Source organism: Staphylococcus massiliensis (assembly GCF_043186315.1).
GTDB lineage: Bacteria > Bacillota > Bacilli > Staphylococcales > Staphylococcaceae > Staphylococcus > Staphylococcus massiliensis.
In genome coordinates, this window is sequence record NZ_CP171119.1 from 2,240,810 (window position 1) to 2,262,790 (window position 21,981).

A 21,981-nucleotide genomic window follows, 5' to 3' on the forward strand; every position below is an offset into this window, starting at 1 on the left:
AATTGTTTAATTACTGGCAAGCGTGTCACCTCAACCTATTTAAATTTAAGGTTAATATTTTTTTCATTACCTTCCCTTATTACTAATACTTTAACAGATTTTTTCTTATTTTTGTGTGCAAATAATAATTGTTTATATTTCAAACTATTTTGAACGCGTTGATCATCGACCTTAACAATAACATCGTTGACTTTTAAGCCCGCTTCGTCACCGGGTTCGCCTGCTTTGACATCACGTATGATGACGCCGTGTGTCATATTTTTAGACAGTTTTAATTTTTCCTTTTCAGAAGGTGCGAGTTCTACGACGTTCTGTAATTGTATACCCGTATTCGGATATTTTACGTCTTCACCCTCCTCAAGGTGCTTAGCAACTTCTAACGCGTGCTCGATTGGTATCGCGAATGACATCCCTTCAACATTTGGCATCGTGACCTTTACGGTGGAAATACCGATAAGCTTACCAGATTGGTCGACAACTGCCCCACCAGAGTTACCTGGGTTTACTGCCGCGTCCACTTGAAAGGCGTTTAATAAGACATCATACGTTTGATCTTTATCAACATCAAGAGGTACGTCACGATTAAGCCCTGAAATGATACCTTCTGAAACAGAACGATTGAAGTCCTGACCTAATGGATTTCCGATTACAAGAATTGGTTCAGCGAGTACAGGATGGTTCTTCGTATCCGCATCGATAACCGTTAACGCATCCGTTTGTTCGATACGTACAACCGCTAAATCTTGATTCGCATCAACCCCAAGAACGCGACCTTTAACTTGCTCATTACCATAGCGTACTTGAACATCCTTCGCTTTACCAACTACATGCGAATTTGTCAGCACATAAAAAAAGCCGTCTACTTCTTTGTAGACGACTCCAGAACCAATTTCATTGTTAGGACTTACTGTAGGTGCTCCGTTATCTTGACCAAGTTGTTCTACAGTAACGACTGAGTGAATGGCTTTATTCGCAACTTCCATTGATTTTGTGACATGTTTATTGGTACTGATTTGATTTTTGTTATCTTTTAAGGACGTTTGTACATCCGGCTTCGTTTCTTTATCTTTGACGCTTTGAAAGATTGAGAAAATCAATAATAATACTAATAATGCTGCGGCAATGACTAATAATTTACCCCAATGCTTCTTAATAAAGTCTAAAACTTTATCAATGAAATCTTGATGATGTTTTTTATCTGTATCATAAGATGTTGGATGATCTTTAGTTTCATGTGCTTCATTGTCTAAACCTTGTTGATGGTTGTTATGCGCTTTTGTCTCTTCTACTTGTTGTTCTTTCTCTCGATTATATTCTTCAACGATAGATGAATTCGCTGTTTGATTACGTAACCCGTTTCGATGGTGAATACGTTTATGCTTTCGTTTACCATCTTTATGTTCATCATGTGTAAGCTTTTCAACGCGTGCTTTTTGTAAGTTATCCTTCACACGCTCTTCATTATTTCGTATTTGAGCTTGTTCTTTTTGTTTTTGAATTTGATGTTGTTCTTGCTCTTCTTTAATACGCGCTTCACGTTCTTCATTATGAAAGAACTCTCGACGTTTTCTGCGGTATCGAGATTTAGGAATTGTTTGTTTATCCTTTTTATCCATCACGTACCCTCCTATTCAATTAATCCTTACGTCTATTATGCCATATCATTATAAAAATTTCTTGTTAATATACAAATCGTTCACAACAAATTGGCACCTCTTTTTAGCGTACCCTTTTATAAGATTATAATGATATCTATGAATGATTTTTTGCCCTGTTTAGAGGCACTTTTATTTAAGTATCCCCTTCTTGAAAAGCCCTTTAGAAAATTCATCGTATTAAAATAACTTAATTTTTTTAAACAGCTGACTCAGAGGGCGGGGCCCCGGCAAAGAAATTTGCGCTAGCAAATTAACAAGCTAAGGAAGCCGGGGCTTAAGCGTGGTACAAAGTAGCATTGCTACTTTGTAAGTCCAACTAACAAACTGAAAGTTTGAGTTGGGCTTTAGAGACTACAGGCTCCAGCCACGCCCCAGGAAAGCATGCTGTTTAGGAAATTAAAATGTAACTAAACCTACTGCATATAAAAAGAACTTCTGAACTCAGGTAAATCATATACTTTTCAATGAAGATTATAAATGGCTTTTAAAGAAACTATCACGATAGGGCTTTTGACAAAGAAAAAAAGAGACAATGCTAAACATTGCCTCTTTAAGCGCTTTAAGAATTGGATTTCTTCTTGTTTTTAGCAACTGATGTGAACCAACCAATTGCAACAAGTCCAAGCATAACTGCCCAGAAGATGATTTGCCATAATGTAGAGTGTGGGAATTCGTGTGGAATAATGCCAACTTGCTCGTGTGCGAGAACAAGTAATACAAGCTTAATTCCGACCCAACCTACGATTGCGAAGGCAGCACCTTCAAGTCCTGGATATTTCTTGAGGATATTAACAAACCATGATGCAGCGAAACGCATTAAGATAACACCAATCATACCTGCAACGAACATAACACCAAATTGACCAGCGTCCATACCACCTAGTTTGAAACCAAGTTCTGGTAATGTTTTAGCGATAGCCATTGCAGCTAAGATAGAGTCGATTGCGAATGCGATGTCGGCAAATTCGACTTTAAGTACTGTAAGCCAGAACTCTTTGTTGCTGACTTTCTTCTCGTTACCATCTGCGTCGTAATGTTCTGATTCATCATCGTCAACTTGTTGCTCGTCGTGACCATGGTCTTTAGCTTTAAAGAAATCATAGAGATTCTTAATAGACATAAAGATAAGATACGCAGCACCAAGTGCTTGAATCCACCAGAATTTAACTAAGATACTGATTGCGAATAGTGATAAGAATCTAAATATAAATGCACCAATCAAACCATAGAACAGTGCTTTCTTACGTTGTGTTGGCGGTAAATGTTTAACCATTACAGCCATAACTACAGCGTTATCAGCTGCAAGTAAACCTTCTAAAAATACTAACACGAGTATTACCCAACCATAGGATAACAGTAAACTCGGATCCATAATTCCAACTCCTTAAAAGTAGATGACATAATTAAAGAGACCCATGCTAAATCATAGCAAAGGTCTCACTTAACATGAATATATGTCCGCTTTACCGGAAGTTTGACTTCGTAATGACGATAAAGCGTTATAGTGTATGGTTATGTACACTATACAAGTTACTCCCCCTTGACGTTCGCGTCATAGGTATTCAATTATGTTGATTATATTATACCCATATATCGAGATTTAAACAAAAAATTTCGATTTCACAACATAATTTTGATCGTTACAGAAGACTATATAATTTGATGTCTGGGAATTTTTCTTCAAACCATCTTGTCGCAAAATCATTTTCAAATAAGAAGACTAAGTTATCATAGCGGTCTTTAACGAGAATTGAACGACTTGAACTCATCTTATCCGTTACATCTTCCTCGTTCTCAATCCAACGCGCAATCTTCTTACCAACCGGTTCCATCACAACATCAACGTTATATTCGTTGTTCATACGATGTTCGAAGACTTCAAATTGTAATTGCCCCACTGCACCTAGAATAACTTGGTTCGTGTGTAGTGTTTTATAATACTGAATCGCACCTTCTTGAACGAGCTGTTCAATACCTTTATGGAAGTGCTTTTGCTTCATAACGTTCTTCGCCGACACCTTCATGAAAAGCTCTGGCGTAAACTGAGGTAAATCTAAGAATTCAAATTTCTGATTAGATCCCACTAACGTATCGCCGATTTGATAGTTACCTGTATCGTATAATCCGATGATATCGCCTGATACGGCTTGGTTAACCGTTTCTTTATCATCAGCCATAAATGATGTAGAGCGTGTTATCTTTTGCTTCTTCTTCGTACGTTGTAACGTCACGTTCATACCGCGTTCAAAGGCACCACTGACAACACGCATAAATGCGATTCTATCGCGGTGTTTCGGGTCCATGTTAGCTTGAATTTTAAAGATAAAGCCTGAGAAGTCTGTATCGAAAGGACTCACTTCAACTTCTTCTTTCGTTTGTCTAGGGTGCGGCATTGGTGCGTGATCGACATACGCATTTAAGAAGTTTTGAACACCAAAGTTTGCGAGCGCAGAACCAAAGAATACTGGCGTGAGCTCACCTTTTAGAAGCGCTTCTTCATCAAAGTCTTCACCCGCTTCAGATACAAGCATCAGTTCTTCTATCGCTTGAGCAAAAGCCGTGTCGTCTTTAATGTCATGATCTTCTTCTAATTCATAATCCTCATTTAAATGTAGAATATTGTCTTCATCGCGGAATGGCTCAATGGTCTTTTCATTACGGTCAATGATACCAAAGAAGTTTTGACCCATACCGATTGGCCAGTTCATTGGATACGTATCGATATTTAATGTTTCTTCAATTTCATCAAGTAATTCGAACGGTTCCTTACCGACACGGTCCAATTTGTTGATAAACGTGAAGATTGGAATGCCTCGCATCTTACAAACTTTGAATAGTTTTAACGTTTGAGGCTCGATACCTTTCGCACAGTCGATAACCATCACGGCACTATCGACAGCCATAAGCGTACGGTACGTATCTTCAGAGAAGTCTTCGTGTCCTGGTGTATCTAAGATATTGATTTTATAGTCGTCATAATCAAATTGCATCACGGAACTCGTTACAGAGATACCACGTTCTTGTTCAACTTTCATCCAATCACTTGTCGCGAATTTCCCAGTTTTTTTACCCTTTACAGTACCTGCTTCTCGGATGGCACCACTGAAAAAGAGTAACTTCTCAGTAAGCGTCGTCTTACCGGCATCGGGGTGGGAAATAATCGCAAATGTTTTACGAGATTGTACTTCTTCCTTTAAGTTCATTAAATTGCTCCTATCTATTCGTTCTACATCCTATAAATATACCACTTATACTTCTTGTAACCAATGCGTAATTCGTAATGCTAAGACTTCAGCTTCTTCTTCATCCACCACATTGAAAAGATGCATCACTAAGTGTTCGGTTAATGCTTCACCGTATAAGTCTTCATTGATTTGAAGTGACCAGTATAAGTCAGGAATGGATACAACAAAGAATCCTTCTTTTTTATTTTCATAAATGAACACGCGCGCTGAATAGTTCTCGCTTGTACTTTGTCTAATCTTCAACAGGGCCACCTCCATATTTCTGATAAGCAGCTTCTAAGCCGATTAAGTCGTCACGATGTGGCACTTTAACATGACCTGGCATGATTTGATAAGGTTCACGGCCTTTTGAAGCAAGGACCACAGTATCGCCTGGTTCTGAAACTTCAATTGCGTGACGGATACCCTCTGCACGGTCTGTAAATTCGACATAATTATCGTGTGTCGCACCCTTCGCAAGTTCTGACGTTAATTTCTTAGGATCGTCATTAGCTGGGTTATCAGGCGTATAAATAACGTAATCCGCTTCACAAGCGACGCGTCCCATTTCAGGCGTCTTCGTCATGTCGCGCTCGCCTGCCATACCGATTAAGAAGATCATCTTACCTTTAACAAATGGTTTAACAGCTTCAATGAGTTTCTTCATACCGTCAGCTGTGTGGGCGTAGTCGATGATAAGGTCGATTGGTAATTCTGGATCTAGGACTTCAAGTCGCCCTTCAACAGGTTCTAACTGTGATACGACCTCAACGATTTCTTCCATTGTCGCACCTTTACACCATACACCAAGCATAGCTGCCATAATGTTTGAGATATTGAAACGTCCAACGTATGGTGATTGAACTTGGTACGTACCAAATGGTGTTTCGAAATCAAACGTTACACCTTGTAGTGATTCGTTGATGTTCGTTGCTTTAAATGATGCCTCGTTATCAACCGCGTATGTTAACACCTCGAATGGAGTGACTGTTGCGAGTTCTTTTGAAAATGGGTCATCATTATTTAATATAGCGTATTTATCCTTAGATAAGTCTTGTCCAAGCTGGCTAAATAATAATGATTTCGCGTGACCATAGTTCGCCATCGTGCCATGGAAATCAAGATGATCTTGCGTTAAGTTTGAAAATATCGCAACATCAAATTCGACACCACTTAAACGTCCTAAGCTTAATCCGTGACTCGAAACTTCTAACGTCATTGCTTTTGCACCTTTATCAACTGCTTCTTGCATCTTCTTCGTTAGAACGACGGTTTCAGGCGTTGTATTCTCACCTTTCGTCTTTGTTTCATTAATTTGAAAGCCGTTTGTTCCTAAATATGCACTGCCATGACCAAGCTTTCTATAGATATGATGAATCATTGTAGCAATTGATGTTTTTCCATTTGTACCTGTTACACCAATTGTTGTGAGTTTATGACTTGGGTAGTCGTATAATTTATGTATGAGATGACTTGCTACATTTAACGTGTTCGGTACAATAACTTGCGTCACGTCTCCATTTAATTCTTGTTTACGATTTACGACGATAACTTCGCAACCTTTATCTACCACATCTTGGCAAAATTTGTGACTGTCTACTGTATAACCTTTAGAAGCAACAAAAATACTGCCCGCTTCAGCAGTTCTTGAATCAGTCGTAATATCTGTAATGTCTCTATCTAAATGACCTTCAACTTGCTTGATTTTAATCGTTTCAAATAACGTATCGGCTTTCATCTCAATCGCTCCTTTATATACAATATAACTATTATACATGATTACTTATAATTTTAAAAAAAGACTATTGAGACTTCAATAATTTAACAATTTATCGAAAGTGGCACATAAATATTTTAAAATTGCTTTCATGAGCGATAAAATTGGGTAAAGCCTTAACGTAGGAACGAATTTGCCTTCTTGTTCTTTTCCTCATAGGCCATAAGATGTATTGAGAATTAATGAATTTAAAGTTAATATAAAGTTAATATTGTGTTATGATTTTGTAATAACTCTAAATTCCCCTTTAAAATATAATATCAAATAAGTTAAACTAAGCTTGAAATAAAAAATACATGGAGGGTGGCTTCTTATGGTTACTCAAAACAAAAAAATTCTGATTATCACTGGATCGTTTGGTAATGGACATTTGCAAGTTACAAATAGCATTGTCGAACAATTAAACACATTAAATCTAGATCATCTTTCTGTGATAGAACACGACTTATTTTTAGAAGCTCACCCGATACTCACTTCGATGTTAAAAAAATGGTACATCAATAGTTTTAAATACTTCAGAAATATGTACAAAATGTTTTATTATAGTCGTCCGGATGCGGTAAATAGCTGTTTCTACAAATACTACGGCTTAAATAAACTTTTAAACCTTCTTATGAAAGAAAAGCCTGACTTAATACTTTTAACTTTCCCAACACCAGTTATTTCAGTATTAATGGAACAGTTTAATATTAATATTCCTATCGCGACGGTTATTACGGACTATCGTCTACATAAGAACTGGGTGACACCAGATATTGAGCGCTATTATGTAGCGACTAAAGAACTTAAAGAAGAATTCCATCAAGTTGGTATTCCGCAAGATAACATTAAAGTTACAGGTATTCCTATTTCTGAAAAGTTCGAACAAGATATTGATACGCGTCAATGGTTAAAAGACCATAAGTTAGACCCAGATCGTGAGACAGTATTGATGTCTGCCGGGGCTTTTGGCGTATCAAAAGGTTTCGATGAAATGATTACTTCTATCCTAAGAGATAGTGAAAACTCTCAAGTGGTGATGATTTGCGGTAACAATAAAGAACTTAAGCGTTCTCTACGCGCTTCATTTGCGGGTTGCCACCGTGTCTTAATCTTAGGTTTCACGAAGCATATGAATGAGTGGATGGCTTCGAGTAATCTGATGATTACTAAACCAGGTGGTATCACGATTTCAGAAGCGTTAACACGTAAGTTACCACTCATTTTCCTAAATCCAGCGCCAGGGCAAGAACTTGAAAATGCGTACTACTTCACGGATAAAGGGTACGGCAAAATTGCTCAAACGCCTAAAGAGGCTATTGACATCGTGACATACTTAACGAACCATCCTAAACAATTAGCTCAAATGACAGATAAAATGGCTGAAAATCGTATCTCTTACCCAACGCAACGTTTATGTAATGATTTATTATCTTTGTTAAGTAAATCATCACAACATGATGAAATGTATGGAAAGGTTCCGCTTTATGCCAAAATCTTACTCAAGTAATTCCGGTAACAAAATTTTAAATCGTAATTTTGTAATACTTCTGATTATTTTGTTCTTAATGGAATTAGCACGCGGTATGTATGTGTTAAGTTATTTATCGCTGTTGCCGAACTACGCTAAGATTTCAATTGGTTTAACGGCAACTGCAATATCATTACATTTTATCGCTGATGCGATTACGAATTTTGTGATTGGCTTTATCCTAAAACGTGTAGGTCCTAAATGGGTATTAACGATAGGATTTGCACTTGCATTCTTAAGTTTATTCTTAGTCATTTGGTTCCCTACTTCTCCTGTTGTATTGATTATCAGTGCATTAATTCTAGGGATTGCCGTTAGTCCTATTTGGGTTATCATGCTTGCTAGTGTGAACGAGGAAAGCCGTGGTAAGCAAATGGGCTATGTATATTTCGGATGGTTAGCTGGTTTAATGATTGGTATGATTTCAATGAACTTACTGTTTAAAGTTAAACCGCTTGGCTTTAATTTCTTAATGCCACTTTGTGTACTCATTTCATGGGTGCTCTATTACTTCGTAACTGTTAAGTTAACGGATTATAATACGAAGAAAGTTGGCGAGCAGCTTAAACAAATCTTTGAAGTTACGAAACGTCATTTAATTTTATTTCCTGGTATTGTCTTACAAGGTGTTGCGATTAGCGCATTAATTCCGATTTTACCTAAGTATGCGAAGGAAGTTATGAAAGTTTCGACTTTAGAGTACACGCTAGCGCTTATTATAGGTGGTATTGGCTGTACGTTCTCAATGTTAGTACTTTCTAAAATTATCGATAATAATAGTCGTAAGTTTATGTACTTGGTTATCTTTATCGGTTTCTTAATCTACGGTAGTAGTATTTTAAGTCTATCGTTCTTATCAAATGTTATTATCGCAGGAATCTTAGCCTTATTTATTGGTTTAGTTTACGGGTTCTTATTACCTGCTTGGAATACATTTATGGCAAGTTTCATTTTATCTCACGAACAAGAAGAAACATGGGGCGTATTCAACAGTCTTCAAGGTATCGGTGCTATGATTGGACCTATGGTAGGCGGTTGGATTACGGAATTCACGCACAACGTGATGTTCGCCTTTTACTTCGCTGGATTTACGATCTTGTTCTTAGCCGTATTCTACGGTTCATATTTCATGAAGCAGATATGGGGTTCTAAAGAAGCTTCGTAAAATTTTATAATTTTTTAAATGAGGGTCACCATCGAAAGCTGACATGGCTTTTCGATGGTGTTCTTTTTTTGGGGAATTTGAGGTATGGATTGATGGTGGCTGTCGGCGGTGGTTAGTTTCAGGGATAGTGGGATCTTGGATTAGGTTGTTGTATGACGACAGTTAATCAATTTGATGTGGTTACGGTAAATCGTCTCTCGTTATAGTTATGTATAAAAGCGGCCTGTGTGGTATAGTGAATGTGAGAAAATCATAATTTGGTTTCGCCGAGGTAGATTACCTAGGGTAGTTGGCGATTATCACGTTTTCGATTTCTTGATAAACTGAAGCCCTCTGATTATCACGTTTTCAGTTTCTTGATAAACTAAAGCCCTTTGGTTATCACGTTTTCAGTTTCTTGATAAACTAAAGCCCTTTGGTTATCACGTTTTCGATTTCTTGATAAACAAACACTCTCTGGTTATCACGTTTGTGATTTCTTGATAAACTGATGCCCTTTGGTTATCACGTTTTCGATTTCTTGATAAACTGAAGCTCTCTGATTATCACGTTTTCACTTTCTTGATAAACTGATGCCCTTTGGTTATCACGTTTTCGATTTCTTGATAAACTGAAGCCCTCTGATTATCACGTCTTCACTTTCTTGATAAACTAAAGCCCTTTCGTTATCACGTTTTCGATTTCTTGATAAACAAACACCCTCTGGTTATCACGTTTTCGATTTCTTGATAAACTAAAGCCCTTTGGTTATCACGTTTTCGATTTCTTGATAAACTAAAGCCCTTTCGTTATCACGTTTTCACTTTCTTGATAAACAAACACCCTCTGGTTATCACGTTTTCGATTTCTTGATAAACTGAAGCCTTTGGTTATCACGTTTTCACTTTCTTGATAAACTGAAGCCCTCTGATTATCACGTTTTCACTTTCTTGATAAATTAGCACTACCCTGTGACGTTTATGATCGATAATTACTACTGCATCTCCCTCATCAAGACCTATTATTCGAGCCACCGATACAATTAACCTCAACTGACATAGATTCTAAAGGTCTTTTCAAGAATTAAGATAAGTTCATACTAGAGTCTAATAGTTTCTGCCACCCCCCCCCTTCAATTAACCAGACTAATCCGGCCCAAATTCGTTCTTAGTGTATACGACTAAGTCATCACCTAACCAAAACCTCAAAATCCCTCATCCAGCCAAACCTAAAAAAGCCCATTCAACCGAAGTCGAATGGACTGTATATGCAAACAAAGTATGGGATGAACGTACCCAACAGCTTATGCAATTGGAAGACGTCTCATCAAGTGATTAGTTTAATTTAAATGTTTCTTGTTCAACCCATTTTTCTTTTTCGTCGTCGTAACGCATTAAAGAAAGTTGGTCGATTGTTTCTTTGTGTTCCACGCCAGCTAATTTAACTTGGCCGTAAATATCTTCGAACTCTTGGCTAGATAAACCTTGAGCGATTGTGAAGTGTGGAACAAATGGGTGTTCTGGTTTACCAAAGAAGCTACCATCGTTAAATTCGTTGAATAGTTCTTCTAATACATCTGTCTTATCAACTTTGAAGTAAATAACGTTAGTTGTAGGTGCGAAGCTTGAAGCTTTTGTAACGTGAATTTCAACAGGCTTTTTGTCTTGAAGTTTTGATTCAATGTCGCCTTTGATTTTATCAAGCTCGTCTTCAGATGCTTCGAATTCACCTTTAATCGTGATATGTGGTGCAATTAAAGCAAAATGAGTATCATAACGTTTACGGTATGCGTTTACTTCATCTTGCAATTCTTTTGATGGAATTAATGCTAAACCTAATTTCATTGATATTCCTCCTTTGTTTATCCCTATGTACAATTATAACAAAATTTCTGAAAATTAGTTAGTTAAAAAGTACATTAATAATTCATCAATTTTATTTTTCCAAGTTTTCCAATTGTGACCACCATCGAGTTCTTCGTAGTGATACGTCATATCGGTTTGATTGATAAGGTCTTTTAAATGACGGTTCGGTGTGAGGAAATTAGCAGGTTTACCGTTCGTAGGTAATTTGAAATCCTCTTCTTCAAGACCTATCGTATGCCAAACGTTAAGCTCGCTTTTGAACTGACAACGGTCTAATAATGTTTCGACAACTTCATCAGAATGTGGACTCATCATGCCAACCTGACTGAATACGCGCGGATAAGACAGTCCTGTTAAGAATGCGATACTGCCTGCTAAGCTATCACCTAGTAATAGACGCGCATTCCCGACTTTGTATGTTGGGAAGTTTGAATCTATGAAAGGCAATAACTCATTCGCTACCGCTTGAACAGTTTTAGAAGCGCGCTCGCCTTGCGGATGGAATTCTTCACGTCTTTTCTGAACGCTTTCGTAATGAAAGCCTATGAATATGGCACGTGAAACTTTGTCTTCTTGTCTTAGCTTTTCATAAGATCGATGAATTTGACCGAACTGGAAGAAGTCTCGGCCGTCGAAACAAATAACAACTTTACTCTTAAATAAATCACTATAGTCTTTCGGGAGATAAATCGATAGTGTTACTTCTCTATCTAATATCTCACTTTGAAAAGGCACTCTAGTGATTTCGCCTACTTTTAAATCTTCTAACACAATAATGCGCCCCCTAATACTGTTAACCCCATTGTATCAAGAGACGCACTAAATTTTAAGCTTAATGCTATTTATTCAATTTAAGATTGATTTTCTTCAAATTTTTCTTTTCGTAAACGCTCTGGGTAATCTTTTAACCAGAATGTCGCGTTTGGTAATTCATTTGGATCAGGTTTATAAATGGCATAGCGACCTGAACCTTTGGCTTTCTTTTGTTGCTCGTAGTCTTTTAAAGCATTCATAGCTGGCTTAAAGAGGATCCAAATTGCTATGATGTTTAACCACGCCATTAAACCTACTCCTAAGTCACCCATGCTCCATGCTAAGTCTGCTGAGTTAATTGCACCATATACCGTAGCAAGGATTAATACTACTCGAGCTACGTTGAAGCAAATCTTCGTGAAGCCTTTGTTACGATTTTGTGTAAGGTAAGACACGTTTGTCTCGGCAATATAGTAATACGCTAAGATTGTTGTGAAAGCAAAGAAGAATAACGCAATGGCAATAAAGTATGAACCGAAACCTGAGAATGCTGGATCGAATTGATAATTATCGCCTTTTAATGCTTTATCAATACCTGCTTGAACATACATGGCTGTACCTGAGTAGTCTTTAGAACCGTCAGCTGCTTGCATGTATACGTCGCCTTCTTTGATTAAGCCTGGTGCCCCGCCTTTATCTGTGCTACCGTCAGTCGTGTTGTATGTACCTGAGATAAGGATAATTAAAGCTGTCGCAGTACATACGAATAATGTATCTACGTAAACTGAGAAACTTTGAACTAAACCTTGTTTAGCTGGGTGTGAAACTTCTGCAGCAGCTGCTGCGTGAGGGCCCGTACCTTGACCAGCCTCGTTAGAGTATAAACCACGTTTTACACCGATTTCGATCATTGCACCGATGATACCACCAAAAGCTTGTTCCATACCGAATGCTGATTTAAAGATTAAAGCAAACATAGCTGGAACTTCTTGGATATGCATCACTAAGATAACAACCGCTAATAAGATGTACAGAATCGCCATAAATGGAACAATTGCTGTTGCAACATTCGCTATCCATTTAACCCCACCGAAAATAACAAGACCTAAAATAATTGCGAGTACAATAGCAATAACGTAAGTCGGAATACCGAATGCATTTTTCATAGAGTTCGCAATCGCATTAGATTGGATACCTGGTAATAAGAAGCTAAGTGATAGAACCGTTACAACCGCGAACACGATACCATAGATTTTACCGACTTTACCTTTGATACCTGCTTCTATGTAATAAGCTGGTCCCCCACGGTATTCACCTTTATCTTCCTTCTTAAATATTTGACCGAGTGTAGATTCAATGAACGCTGTACTCGCGCCTAAAAACGCTGTAACCCACATCCAAAATACGGCACCTGGACCACCGATGAAGATAGCCGTTGATACACCGACGATATTACCTGTACCTACACGACCTGCTAAAGATAAAGCAATCGCTTGGAAACTCGAGATACCCGTAGGTGACTTTTCACCCTGGAACATTAAACGAATCATTTCTTTAAAATGACGAACTTGTACAAACCTTAACATTAATGAAAATAAAATACCTGTTATTAACAGACCATAAACTAACGGTTTACTCCAAATGATGTCGAGTAAACTGTTGACCACATTTTCAAGCATTAGCATTCCCCCTAAATAACCTCACTTAAAGATTATTAATTTTCTGATAATTCTCATTATTCAGTATACACATTTAATTTGTTCCGTGCAATGTAATTTTTATTAAAATTAATAGAGTATCAAATGTTTTGAAACAATGTAAATTTGTGATATGAGTTTCTTCGAATCGCTTTAATTCTTTTCGTAATGGGGTATATGATTTATAATGAATGAAATTACATATATAGGAGGATTGTAGTATGGTAAACAAAGTATGGTTCCGTACAGGCATAATGTTACTCATCCTGTTCCTACTTATTAAACTGTTTATGCAGATTCAATCTGTATTCATGCCTGTGGTCATCATCATTCAATCTGTACTCTTGCCATTATTGTTAAGTGGATTCTTATTCTACATATGTCTCCCTTTTCAAAAGTTACTCGAGAAACGACGCATACCGCGTTGGGGAAGTATAACGATTATTGTACTCGGATTAGTACTTATTATAGGTGTATTCTTCTTAATAGTTGGTCCACTTGTCGCATCTCAAATCGAGAATTTAATTACACAAATTCCAGCTATTCAACATGAAGTTCAACGTTTAGTTAACTTCGCGCTAGATCAAATGAATCGTCTTCCAGCTGACGTAACGAACAAGATTAACGAAATCATTTCTAAGGCTGGTTCAACAGTAACTCAGTTACTTTCAAATTCATTATCTTATTTAACAACTTTTGTCTCTACATTATTCTTATTAATTATGGTACCGTTCTTCTTAATCTATATGTTAAAAGACCATGAACGCTTTATCCCAGCGATTGCAGGTATCTTTTCAGGAGAGCGCAAGATCTTCGTCGTTAATTTATTAAAGGACATCAACCATACATTAATGAGCTACATCCAAGGTCAAGTGCTCGTAAGTTTAATCCTAGGTGCAATACTTTACTTAGGTTATTCAATCATTGGATTAAAATATTCATTATTACTTGTGTTATTCGCCATTTTAGCAAACATGATTCCATTCTTAGGTCCATGGATGGCATTCTTACCAGCAGGTATTATGGGTATTATCCAAAGCCCTACTACATTCTTATGGGTATGTATCATCACGTTAATCGCACAACAACTTGAAGGTAACGTGATTACACCAAACATCATGGGTAAATCATTAAACATTCACCCACTTACAATCATCGTTGTTATCTTAGCAGCCGGTAACTTAGGCGGCTTCGCATTGATTCTTGTGGCGGTTCCATTATATGCCGTACTTAAGACAATTGTTCGTCATATCTTCAGATATAGACAACAAATTATGTTGAAAGCTAACAGCGATGTGAAGGATTAATTGGTAAGTTAAAGGCTATGAAGTGATTTCGAAAAGAGTCACTTCATAGTCTTTTTGAATTTTAGACTCGTCAAATTTACAAGACTTTAGAAACGTGTAATTCAAATGCCTCTTGATTTACAAGACTTCGGAAACGCGTAAAACAAAGCCCCTCTAATTTACAAGACTTCGAAAACGTGTAAAACAAAGCCTCTCTAATTTACAAGACTTTAGAAACGTGTAAACCTAAGCCCCTCTATTTTACAAGACTTCGAAAACGTGTAAAACAAAGCCTCTCAAAATTACAAGACTGCAAAAACGTGTAATTCAAAGCCTCTCTAATTTACAAGACTTCGAAAACGTGTAAAACAAAGCCTCTCTAATTTACAAGACTTTAGAAACGTGTAAACCTAAGCCCCTCTATTTTACAAGACTTTAGAAACGTGTAATTCAAATGCCCCTAGATTTACAAGACTTCGAAAACGTGTAATTAAAAGCCCCTCTAATTTACAAGACTCTAAAAACGTGTAAACCAAGCCCCATTAAATTTACAAGACAATAAAAACGTGTAAACCTATTGCTGTTTGATTAACTAAACTGACTAACCCCCTTGTTCTGCTACACCACATAAATCCTATATAACCACAAAAAAAGCCGAAGCCCTTAGGCCTCGACTTTTCAAAAAGGAAACGCGCAAGTAATTTCAACTGGCAACGCTTAACTAATTATTTATAAACATATGGTTTACACGATGAGCTAACTCGATCAACTAAACGCAAACGTCTCACGCGCGATTAAACGTACTCGAACCACGCGATCCGACTCTACGCGCTCAAGTACTACTAAACCCTACTACTTAATAGCGTGGTAACCAGCGTCAACGTGAATGATCTCGCCAGTAACACCGCTTGATAAATCGCTTAATAAGTAAGCTGCAGTCTTACCAACTTCTTCCTGATCCACGTTTCTTTGAAGTGGTGCACGGCTTTCGATTTCTTTTAAGATTGTGTTGAAACCGCCGATACCTTTCGCACTTAATGTACGGATAGGACCTGCAGAAATCGTATTCACACGGATATTGTCTTTACCTAAGTCTTGCGCAAGGTAACGCACATTTGCTTCTAAACTTGCTTTCGCAACACCCATCACGTTGTAGTTTTGAACAGCGAATTCGCCGCCGATGTAAGATGTCGCAACGATACTACCCGCTTCGTTCATAATTTTAGCCGCTTCACGCGCAACAATTGTTAGTGAATAAGAACTAATATCTTGCGCTAATAAGAAACCGTCGCGTGACGTATCTGAATAACGGCCACGTAATTCTTCAATATTACCGAACGCGATTGAGTGGTACACGCCGTCGATTTTACCTACTTCTTGTCCAATCTTTTCAAAACCATTGATAACGTCATCATCGCTTTGAACGTCAATTTGGTACATACGTTTTTCTGATTGGTTTAAAGTGTCAAGTAGCTTATCAAGTTCTTTCGCACTACGCTCTTTACGGTACGTAAATACAAGCTTCGCGCCTAATTCGTCAAGCACTTTAGCCACACCAAATCCAATACTTCTCTTATTCGCAATCCCCATGATTACATACGTTTTTCCTTCTAAATTTAACATTCAAACGACTCCTTTTATATAAAATATATAGATTAATTTTAGTTTAACATTAATTTTACGATAGCACAATTTATAGGTACGCCAACTGACATATACATCGACCCTATTACTTATAGCGGTTTTTCGTTTCACGCTTCCCCTCCTTGAAAAGCCCTTCACGATCCGCTACGCATTTATAAGTAAATGACGCCTTAAACCTAGTTGCCCTCGAGTCCCATGTAATATCATCGGACATACACCCTAAAACTAAAAAAACGCCGGATCTAGGACTAAATACTACAATTCTCTTTAACAGCATGCTTTCCTGTAAAGTCCAACTCAAACTTTAAGTTTGTTAGTTGGACTTACAAAGTAGCGACGCTACTTTGTTCATGAGAAAGAGTCCCAGTTTGCATAGCTTGATAATTTGCTTGCGCAAATTTCTGTGCTGGGGCCCCGCCCTCTGAGTCAACTGTTTTGAGAATTGTATGAAATAAAGCTTAAATGCTCTATTTCAAGATTAATGTCCTATACCCGACATTTAATATTTAACGTAATTCTAATTCACGTTTTAATTGGTCTACGTATTCTTTTGAACCAGTCACGATTAAACGGTCTTGGAAGTGTAACTGTGTATCACCGTGCGGCACGATAGATTCATTATTACGTATAATACGTACGAAGATAATATCGCCACCAAACGGGAAGTTACGTAATTCCATTTGATCGTACTGATAATTTAACATTGTAATTTCGTATAGTGACGTTTCAACATTACTTAAGATGTTTAACATGTTAGGTGTTTCAATTAAACCTTTAAGTAACGTTTTATTACTTAAGAAACTACTGAATATTTCTACATCTTGTTCTTTTAACTCAGCTACATTTTCACCAGATTCTAAACGACAAATTACACGCTTAACACCTTTTTCTTTAGCCATTAAAGCAACTTTGCGGTTAATGTCGTCTTCATTAGTTGAACAAACGACAATTTCATTCTTAAATAAGCCGAGATAGTCTAGCATCTCTTCATCATAATCCGAAATTTCCATCATCGCGATACCTTCATCTAACGTACGATTATCGGAACAATCCTTGCGATAGAACAAAGAGATATCATATAAAGATGAATGTAAATTCTGAGCTACTGGAATCGACAATTGGTTCTTACCGATAATCGCGACGCGGATATTTCGCGACATTTCATCGGGTATTGGAAAGGTCTTTTTAAATACGATCGGAACGAACACGCATGTGATGACCGCACTTAAGATTAAGATACCTGAAATCTCAGGGGTAATCGTATTTAACTTCTCCGCTATTTTAGCCGCAGCGATAACAAGTGATAACGTTGACGTTAATAAGAACCCTGCGGATAACGTTGTCTTGAAATCGAACCATTTACGAATCAAAGCAACCGGAATTAATTTCGATACTAGAAATGACAGAATTAAGATCGGAATAATAATGAGTAGCGCTGGTTCTTTAATTAAGGAAGGAATGTTTAAATCTACCCCAACCATAATAAAGAATATCGGTATGAAGAAGCCATATCCAAATGAATCAAGCTTTTCAACCATGTCTTGTTCAGGACCAAGTAGCGATACAACACAACCTGCTAAGAAGGCACCTAAAATATTTTCAGCCCCTACACCTTCAGCTAAGGCAACTAAAAGAATGATTAACGCAAATACAGCTCTGATACCTATTTGAGTCGTACCATCCATCAACTTGTGTAATAACGGCGAACGTTTAAAGTAACCGCCAAGTAAGTAAAACAGTATCGTGAATACAACAAGGATACCGATTAACCATAACGTACCGCCGCCTTTCGCATGCAAGGTACCGTACACAGTTAGGAGTAACATCGTACCTAAGTCAGCTAACACAGCAACCAGTAACATAAACTGACCAATTGTCGTACGCATGATGTTCATTTCTTTTAAAGTAGGCACCACGACGCCAAGTGAAATGGTCGAAATGATAATGACCATTAATAAGACGTCATCAATTAAGCCGAGCCATTTAAAACCGTAAGCGAGTACGATTGACACGATCATAATCAACATAAAAATGATTAGCGCGAGTTTGAGATGTCCAGGACCTTGTTTATCCTTGTCATCATTACTTTTCTTAAAAGCATTAAAATCAATTTCTAAACCACTCAAGAACATTAAGAAGATGAAACCTAATGTCGATAAAATATTGAGCATGTCGTCTCTATGTACTAAGTCGAGTACTGAACTACCGATTAAAATACCCATTAGAATTTCGGCTACAACAACCGGTAAAAAATTGATCTTTAATCTATTTACAATGATAGGCGTTATAAATGCGACAAGTACAACGACTACTAATGAGACAAATTCCATATTGTTCCCCCTAATGGATTAGGTAATCCATAAATGTGGTAGCTAATCCAAAGTAAATCAGCATACTTACTATATCGTTAATCGTTGTAATAAATGGACCACTTGCAACAGCAGGGTCAATATTGAGTTTATTCATTACTAACGGTACCAAAGAACCTACTAACGTACCGACTGTCATGGCAATCGTTAAACTGCCGCCAACAATCAAGCCTAAAATAGGTGTTTGGTATAACAATACAATAATCATAAACAAAGCAGTCGCACAAATCAATCCGGTTAAGAAACCACTACCGGATTCTCTTAAAGCAATCTTAAATTTACTTTGTTCATCAATTTCACCTGTAGAAATATTACGTACCGATACCGCAAGTGATTGTGTACCAGAGTTACCGGACATACCACTAATAATCGGAATAAACGCAGCAAGTAGCGCCACTTTTTCTAGAGTTGCCTCAAACGACCCTAGAATAGACGCAGTAATCATACCTAAGAACGTTAAAATAATGAGCCACGGTAAACGTTTCATCGCAGTCTTCACAATAGAATCATTTGTAGAGTCAACATCTGATACCCCGGCTAAGCGAGAGTAGTCTTCTGTTGCCTCTTCGTCCATAACGTCTAAGATATCATCGATGGTGATAATACCGAGCAGATGATTTTGATAGTCAACTACAGGTACTGCGATAAAGTCGTAGTCTTTCATCGTCTGCATAACATCTTCTTGGTCTTCTGCAACGTTCGCACTTACAACACGTTCATTCATGATATCTTCTATGTAAGCATCATTTTCTGCAGAAATTAAGTCACGTAGTGATAAGACACCTACAAGTTGTTTGTCTTCATTTTCAACGAAGATGACATAAATCGTCTCTGCTTGTGGTGCTTGTTCTTTAACGTGCATTAACGCTTCTTTAACTGGCGTCGTCTCTAATAGTGAAATATACTCGGTTGTCATCAGACCACCGGCAGTATCCTCTTCATAATGAAGTAAGGCCTTAATTTCACCAGCATCTTCGCGATTCATAAGCGTTAATAAACTCGCTATCTTCGTACGCGATAAGTTATTTAAAATATCAACCGCGTTATCGTAAGACATGCTTTCTAAAACCTTACTCGCATAAGTCGCGTTCATATTATCAAATAACGATTCATATTCTTCGTCATCAAATTCTAAATTATCAAAAAAGCCAGCTACTTCTTCAGGAGATAAGAATTCATAGATTTTTTGGCGTAGTTCATCTGTGCTATCTTCAAAGTATTCACTTTGTTCGTAATTATGCATAGATAGAAATTCTTCACGAAATCGGTCTATATCACCTTTTTCAAGTAAATCATCGAGTAACGCGCTATCATAAACGTGTTCTTCTTTGTAATCATTAAGTTCTTTGTCCACAGACATCTATCTCACCCTCCCATAATCATTATAATGCATTAAACCGATTTCTGATATCTGAAAATTGGTCGACAATATCGAGCTTTTCAAGTGTTATCGGGTGTGTGAAAAGGATTCTTTCGGCGTGAAGCATATGATATTGAAATTGGTCTGTTTGACCACCATATAAACCGTCACCAAGTAGCGGATGGCCAATTGCTTTAAAATGTACTCTAATTTGATGTGTACGTCCTGTATGTATCCTAACGTCACATAAGCTCACACCATGCTTATATCCTAGTCGCTTAAACGACGTATGCGCGTACTTACCATCTGGGTGCACCATGCGTTCTATAATACTGTCCGGATGACGCATAATCGGTTTGATAATGTCACCTTCAAGCGACGTTTCCCCTTCACATAAACAAACGTAATTCTTATGCATCGGCGCTTCTGATAACAAGTGGTGTATGTGCCGTGACTTCGCAAAGACGACAATACCTGACGTGTTTCGATCTAAACGGGTTACAATATGTGGTATACCCGTTTCATTTTGATTATTCATGTGGTTCAAAGCCTGTTCAACTAAACTTTCATGAGGGTGTTCCCGTGACGGCGCACTATTTTGCATAGGTGCTTTCGAAACAATTAATATGAAATCATCTTCAAATAATATGTTAAGTGGCTTTTCAAAGGGGATTAAATTCGGGCTCGGCAGTTCACGCGGTAATCGAACTTCTAAACAGTCTCCCGGACTCAGTTGATAACGAACCGTGGCATGCGCGTTATTTACAAGTAAAGCGCCATCTTGTTTTATGGCGCTAATTGTCTTCTTTGAAAAGTCATGTCGATATAAGAACGACTTTAACAATTCATCCTCTTCAATTGTATATGTGAAAATCATGCTTCATCATCACTTGAAATAAATGAATCATGCACACGTTTCCAGAACGGAAACGGTCTAAAGCGTGCGAAACGGATTTTCTCATTAGCGACACGATATTGTACCGCTTTAACATTACGATGTTTCGCACTCACGTGGTCAATCGTTGTTAAAATCGTATCATGGTTTACAGGGGTTACATGGCATGTATGGTGTTTCGGTAACACGAGCGGTGACCCGACCGTACGGAACACACGGTTATTAATTGACGCAATTTCTGTTACTTGAATCGCTTCTAAAGATGGATGAATCAACGCACCGCCTAATGCCTTGTTGTAAGCAGTAGAACCTGATGGCGTTGAAATACATAACCCATCACCTCTGAAGCGTTCAAAATGTTTACCTCGGATATCAATGTCTACCACAAGCGTGGTACCATTTTCAGTTTTAAGCGTTGCTTCATTTAATGCAAGATATCGCGTTTCATAACCGTTATCATTATATCTTACGACAATTTCAAGTAACGGATATTCAATCTCTTGGAATTCAGAGTTATTGATTTCAATAATTAGTTTCTCAACTTCATGCGGTAACCAGTCCGCATAAAACCCTAAATGCCCAGTATGTACACCGACAAACGCACAGTCTGATAAACGGTGACTATACTTATGGAACGCTTGTAATAGCGTACCGTCACCGCCTACAGATATCACGATCTCAGGATTTTCATCATCTTCAATCATTTTAAAATCTTGCATATGATTCATCATCTTGTACTTTAACGCATTTGATTTAGAATCCCCTTTAGAAAGAATCGTATAACGCATCATGCCACCCC

The 21,981-nt window shown here is 37.7% G+C and carries 16 protein-coding genes; 3 read left to right on the top strand and 13 right to left on the bottom strand.

Translation table 11 applies throughout. The annotated features are described in order from the left end of the window. Positions 1-35: 35 nt before the first annotated feature. The 5 genes from ACF3N8_RS10770 to ACF3N8_RS10790 form a co-directional block, all read right to left on the bottom strand. On the bottom strand, positions 36-1,616 hold the full coding sequence (locus ACF3N8_RS10770) for a S1C family serine protease (protein ID WP_009383571.1): 1,581 nt from the start codon (positions 1,614-1,616) through the stop codon (positions 36-38). Positions 1,617-2,217: 601 nt separating this feature from the next. Next, complete coding sequence (locus tag ACF3N8_RS10775) at positions 2,218-3,030, bottom strand: TerC family protein (RefSeq protein WP_009383570.1); 813 nt, start codon at positions 3,028-3,030, stop codon at positions 2,218-2,220. A 268-nt stretch (positions 3,031-3,298) separates the two neighbouring features. Then, complete coding sequence (locus ACF3N8_RS10780; protein WP_009383568.1) at positions 3,299-4,861, bottom strand: peptide chain release factor 3; 1,563 nt, start codon at positions 4,859-4,861, stop codon at positions 3,299-3,301. Between the two features lie 45 nt (positions 4,862-4,906). Next, positions 4,907-5,146, bottom strand: coding sequence for a YueH family protein (locus ACF3N8_RS10785; RefSeq protein WP_009383566.1), 240 nt, complete (start codon positions 5,144-5,146; stop codon positions 4,907-4,909). Further along, positions 5,136-6,620: a UDP-N-acetylmuramoyl-L-alanyl-D-glutamate--L-lysine ligase gene (locus ACF3N8_RS10790; protein ID WP_009383564.1), complete on the bottom strand. Its 1,485-nt coding sequence runs from the start codon at positions 6,618-6,620 to the stop codon at positions 5,136-5,138. The genes ACF3N8_RS10785 and ACF3N8_RS10790 overlap by 11 nt, the downstream gene beginning before the upstream one ends. 352 nt (positions 6,621-6,972) lie before the next feature. On the opposite strand from ACF3N8_RS10790, the gene ACF3N8_RS10795 reads away from it, so the two are divergent. After that, entirely contained in the window at positions 6,973-8,148 is a 1,176-nt protein-coding gene (locus ACF3N8_RS10795; protein ID WP_009383561.1) for a diglucosyl diacylglycerol synthase, read from the top strand. Beyond that, complete coding sequence (gene ltaA, locus ACF3N8_RS10800) at positions 8,126-9,334, top strand: lipoteichoic acid biosynthesis MFS flippase LtaA (protein WP_009383559.1); 1,209 nt, start codon at positions 8,126-8,128, stop codon at positions 9,332-9,334. The genes ACF3N8_RS10795 and ltaA overlap by 23 nt, the downstream gene beginning before the upstream one ends. 1,313 nt (positions 9,335-10,647) lie before the next feature. Here ltaA and ACF3N8_RS10805 read toward each other — a convergent pair. From ACF3N8_RS10805 to ACF3N8_RS10815, 3 genes are all read right to left on the bottom strand, one after another. Next, a complete protein-coding gene (locus ACF3N8_RS10805; protein ID WP_009383557.1) occupies positions 10,648-11,157 on the bottom strand; it encodes a YjcG family protein in 510 nt (169 codons plus the stop codon). Between the two features lie 54 nt (positions 11,158-11,211). Beyond that, on the bottom strand, positions 11,212-11,949 hold the full coding sequence (locus ACF3N8_RS10810) for an alpha/beta hydrolase-fold protein (protein ID WP_009383556.1): 738 nt from the start codon (positions 11,947-11,949) through the stop codon (positions 11,212-11,214). Between the two features lie 80 nt (positions 11,950-12,029). Continuing rightward, on the bottom strand, positions 12,030-13,610 hold the full coding sequence (locus tag ACF3N8_RS10815) for a sodium:alanine symporter family protein (RefSeq protein ID WP_009383555.1): 1,581 nt from the start codon (positions 13,608-13,610) through the stop codon (positions 12,030-12,032). 239 nt (positions 13,611-13,849) lie between these two features. Between ACF3N8_RS10815 and cozEa the strand changes: the two genes are divergently transcribed. After that, positions 13,850-14,935: a lipoteichoic acid biosynthesis protein CozEa gene (gene cozEa, locus ACF3N8_RS10820; protein ID WP_009383554.1), complete on the top strand. Its 1,086-nt coding sequence runs from the start codon at positions 13,850-13,852 to the stop codon at positions 14,933-14,935. Between the two features lie 831 nt (positions 14,936-15,766). Here the strand turns inward: cozEa and fabI are convergent. The 5 genes from fabI to ACF3N8_RS10845 form a co-directional block, all read right to left on the bottom strand. Continuing rightward, a complete protein-coding gene (gene fabI / locus ACF3N8_RS10825) occupies positions 15,767-16,537 on the bottom strand; it encodes an enoyl-ACP reductase FabI (protein ID WP_009383553.1) in 771 nt (256 codons plus the stop codon). Positions 16,538-17,064: 527 nt separating this feature from the next. Further along, the gene (locus ACF3N8_RS10830) at positions 17,065-18,888 is read right to left on the bottom strand and encodes a monovalent cation:proton antiporter family protein (RefSeq protein WP_009383552.1); all 1,824 of its coding nucleotides are present in this window, start codon (positions 18,886-18,888) and stop codon (positions 17,065-17,067) included. 10 nt (positions 18,889-18,898) lie between these two features. Further along, positions 18,899-20,287 carry a magnesium transporter gene (gene mgtE, locus ACF3N8_RS10835; protein WP_009383551.1) on the bottom strand — a complete coding sequence of 463 codons (1,389 nt, stop codon included), beginning with the start codon at positions 20,285-20,287 and terminating at the stop codon, positions 18,899-18,901. A gap of 22 nt (positions 20,288-20,309) precedes the next feature. Next, positions 20,310-21,164 carry an RluA family pseudouridine synthase gene (locus ACF3N8_RS10840; protein WP_009383550.1) on the bottom strand — a complete coding sequence of 285 codons (855 nt, stop codon included), beginning with the start codon at positions 21,162-21,164 and terminating at the stop codon, positions 20,310-20,312. Then, positions 21,161-21,970 (bottom strand): NAD kinase, encoded by an 810-nt coding sequence (locus ACF3N8_RS10845; RefSeq protein WP_009383548.1) that lies wholly within the window; start codon positions 21,968-21,970, stop codon positions 21,161-21,163. The genes ACF3N8_RS10840 and ACF3N8_RS10845 overlap by 4 nt, the downstream gene beginning before the upstream one ends. Between the last annotated feature and the right edge of the window lie 11 nt (positions 21,971-21,981).

Excerpts from the sequence above, each read along its gene's own strand:
- ACF3N8_RS10770 (WP_009383571.1), bottom strand. The coding sequence starts at position 1,616 with ATGGATAAAAAGGATAAACAAACAATTCCTAAATCTCGATACCGCAGA.
- ACF3N8_RS10775 (WP_009383570.1), bottom strand. The coding sequence starts at position 3,030 with ATGGATCCGAGTTTACTGTTATCCTATGGTTGGGTAATACTCGTGTTA.
- ACF3N8_RS10780 (WP_009383568.1), bottom strand. The coding sequence starts at position 4,861 with ATGAACTTAAAGGAAGAAGTACAATCTCGTAAAACATTTGCGATTATT.
- ACF3N8_RS10790 (WP_009383564.1), bottom strand. The coding sequence starts at position 6,620 with ATGAAAGCCGATACGTTATTTGAAACGATTAAAATCAAGCAAGTTGAA.
- ACF3N8_RS10795 (WP_009383561.1), top strand. The coding sequence starts at position 6,973 with ATGGTTACTCAAAACAAAAAAATTCTGATTATCACTGGATCGTTTGGT.
- ltaA (WP_009383559.1), top strand. The coding sequence starts at position 8,126 with ATGCCAAAATCTTACTCAAGTAATTCCGGTAACAAAATTTTAAATCGT.
- ACF3N8_RS10805 (WP_009383557.1), bottom strand. The coding sequence starts at position 11,157 with ATGAAATTAGGTTTAGCATTAATTCCATCAAAAGAATTGCAAGATGAA.
- ACF3N8_RS10815 (WP_009383555.1), bottom strand. The coding sequence starts at position 13,610 with ATGCTTGAAAATGTGGTCAACAGTTTACTCGACATCATTTGGAGTAAA.
- cozEa (WP_009383554.1), top strand. The coding sequence starts at position 13,850 with ATGGTAAACAAAGTATGGTTCCGTACAGGCATAATGTTACTCATCCTG.
- fabI (WP_009383553.1), bottom strand. The coding sequence starts at position 16,537 with ATGTTAAATTTAGAAGGAAAAACGTATGTAATCATGGGGATTGCGAAT.
- ACF3N8_RS10830 (WP_009383552.1), bottom strand. The coding sequence starts at position 18,888 with ATGGAATTTGTCTCATTAGTAGTCGTTGTACTTGTCGCATTTATAACG.
- mgtE (WP_009383551.1), bottom strand. The coding sequence starts at position 20,287 with ATGTCTGTGGACAAAGAACTTAATGATTACAAAGAAGAACACGTTTAT.
- ACF3N8_RS10840 (WP_009383550.1), bottom strand. The coding sequence starts at position 21,164 with ATGATTTTCACATATACAATTGAAGAGGATGAATTGTTAAAGTCGTTC.
- ACF3N8_RS10845 (WP_009383548.1), bottom strand. The coding sequence starts at position 21,970 with ATGCGTTATACGATTCTTTCTAAAGGGGATTCTAAATCAAATGCGTTA.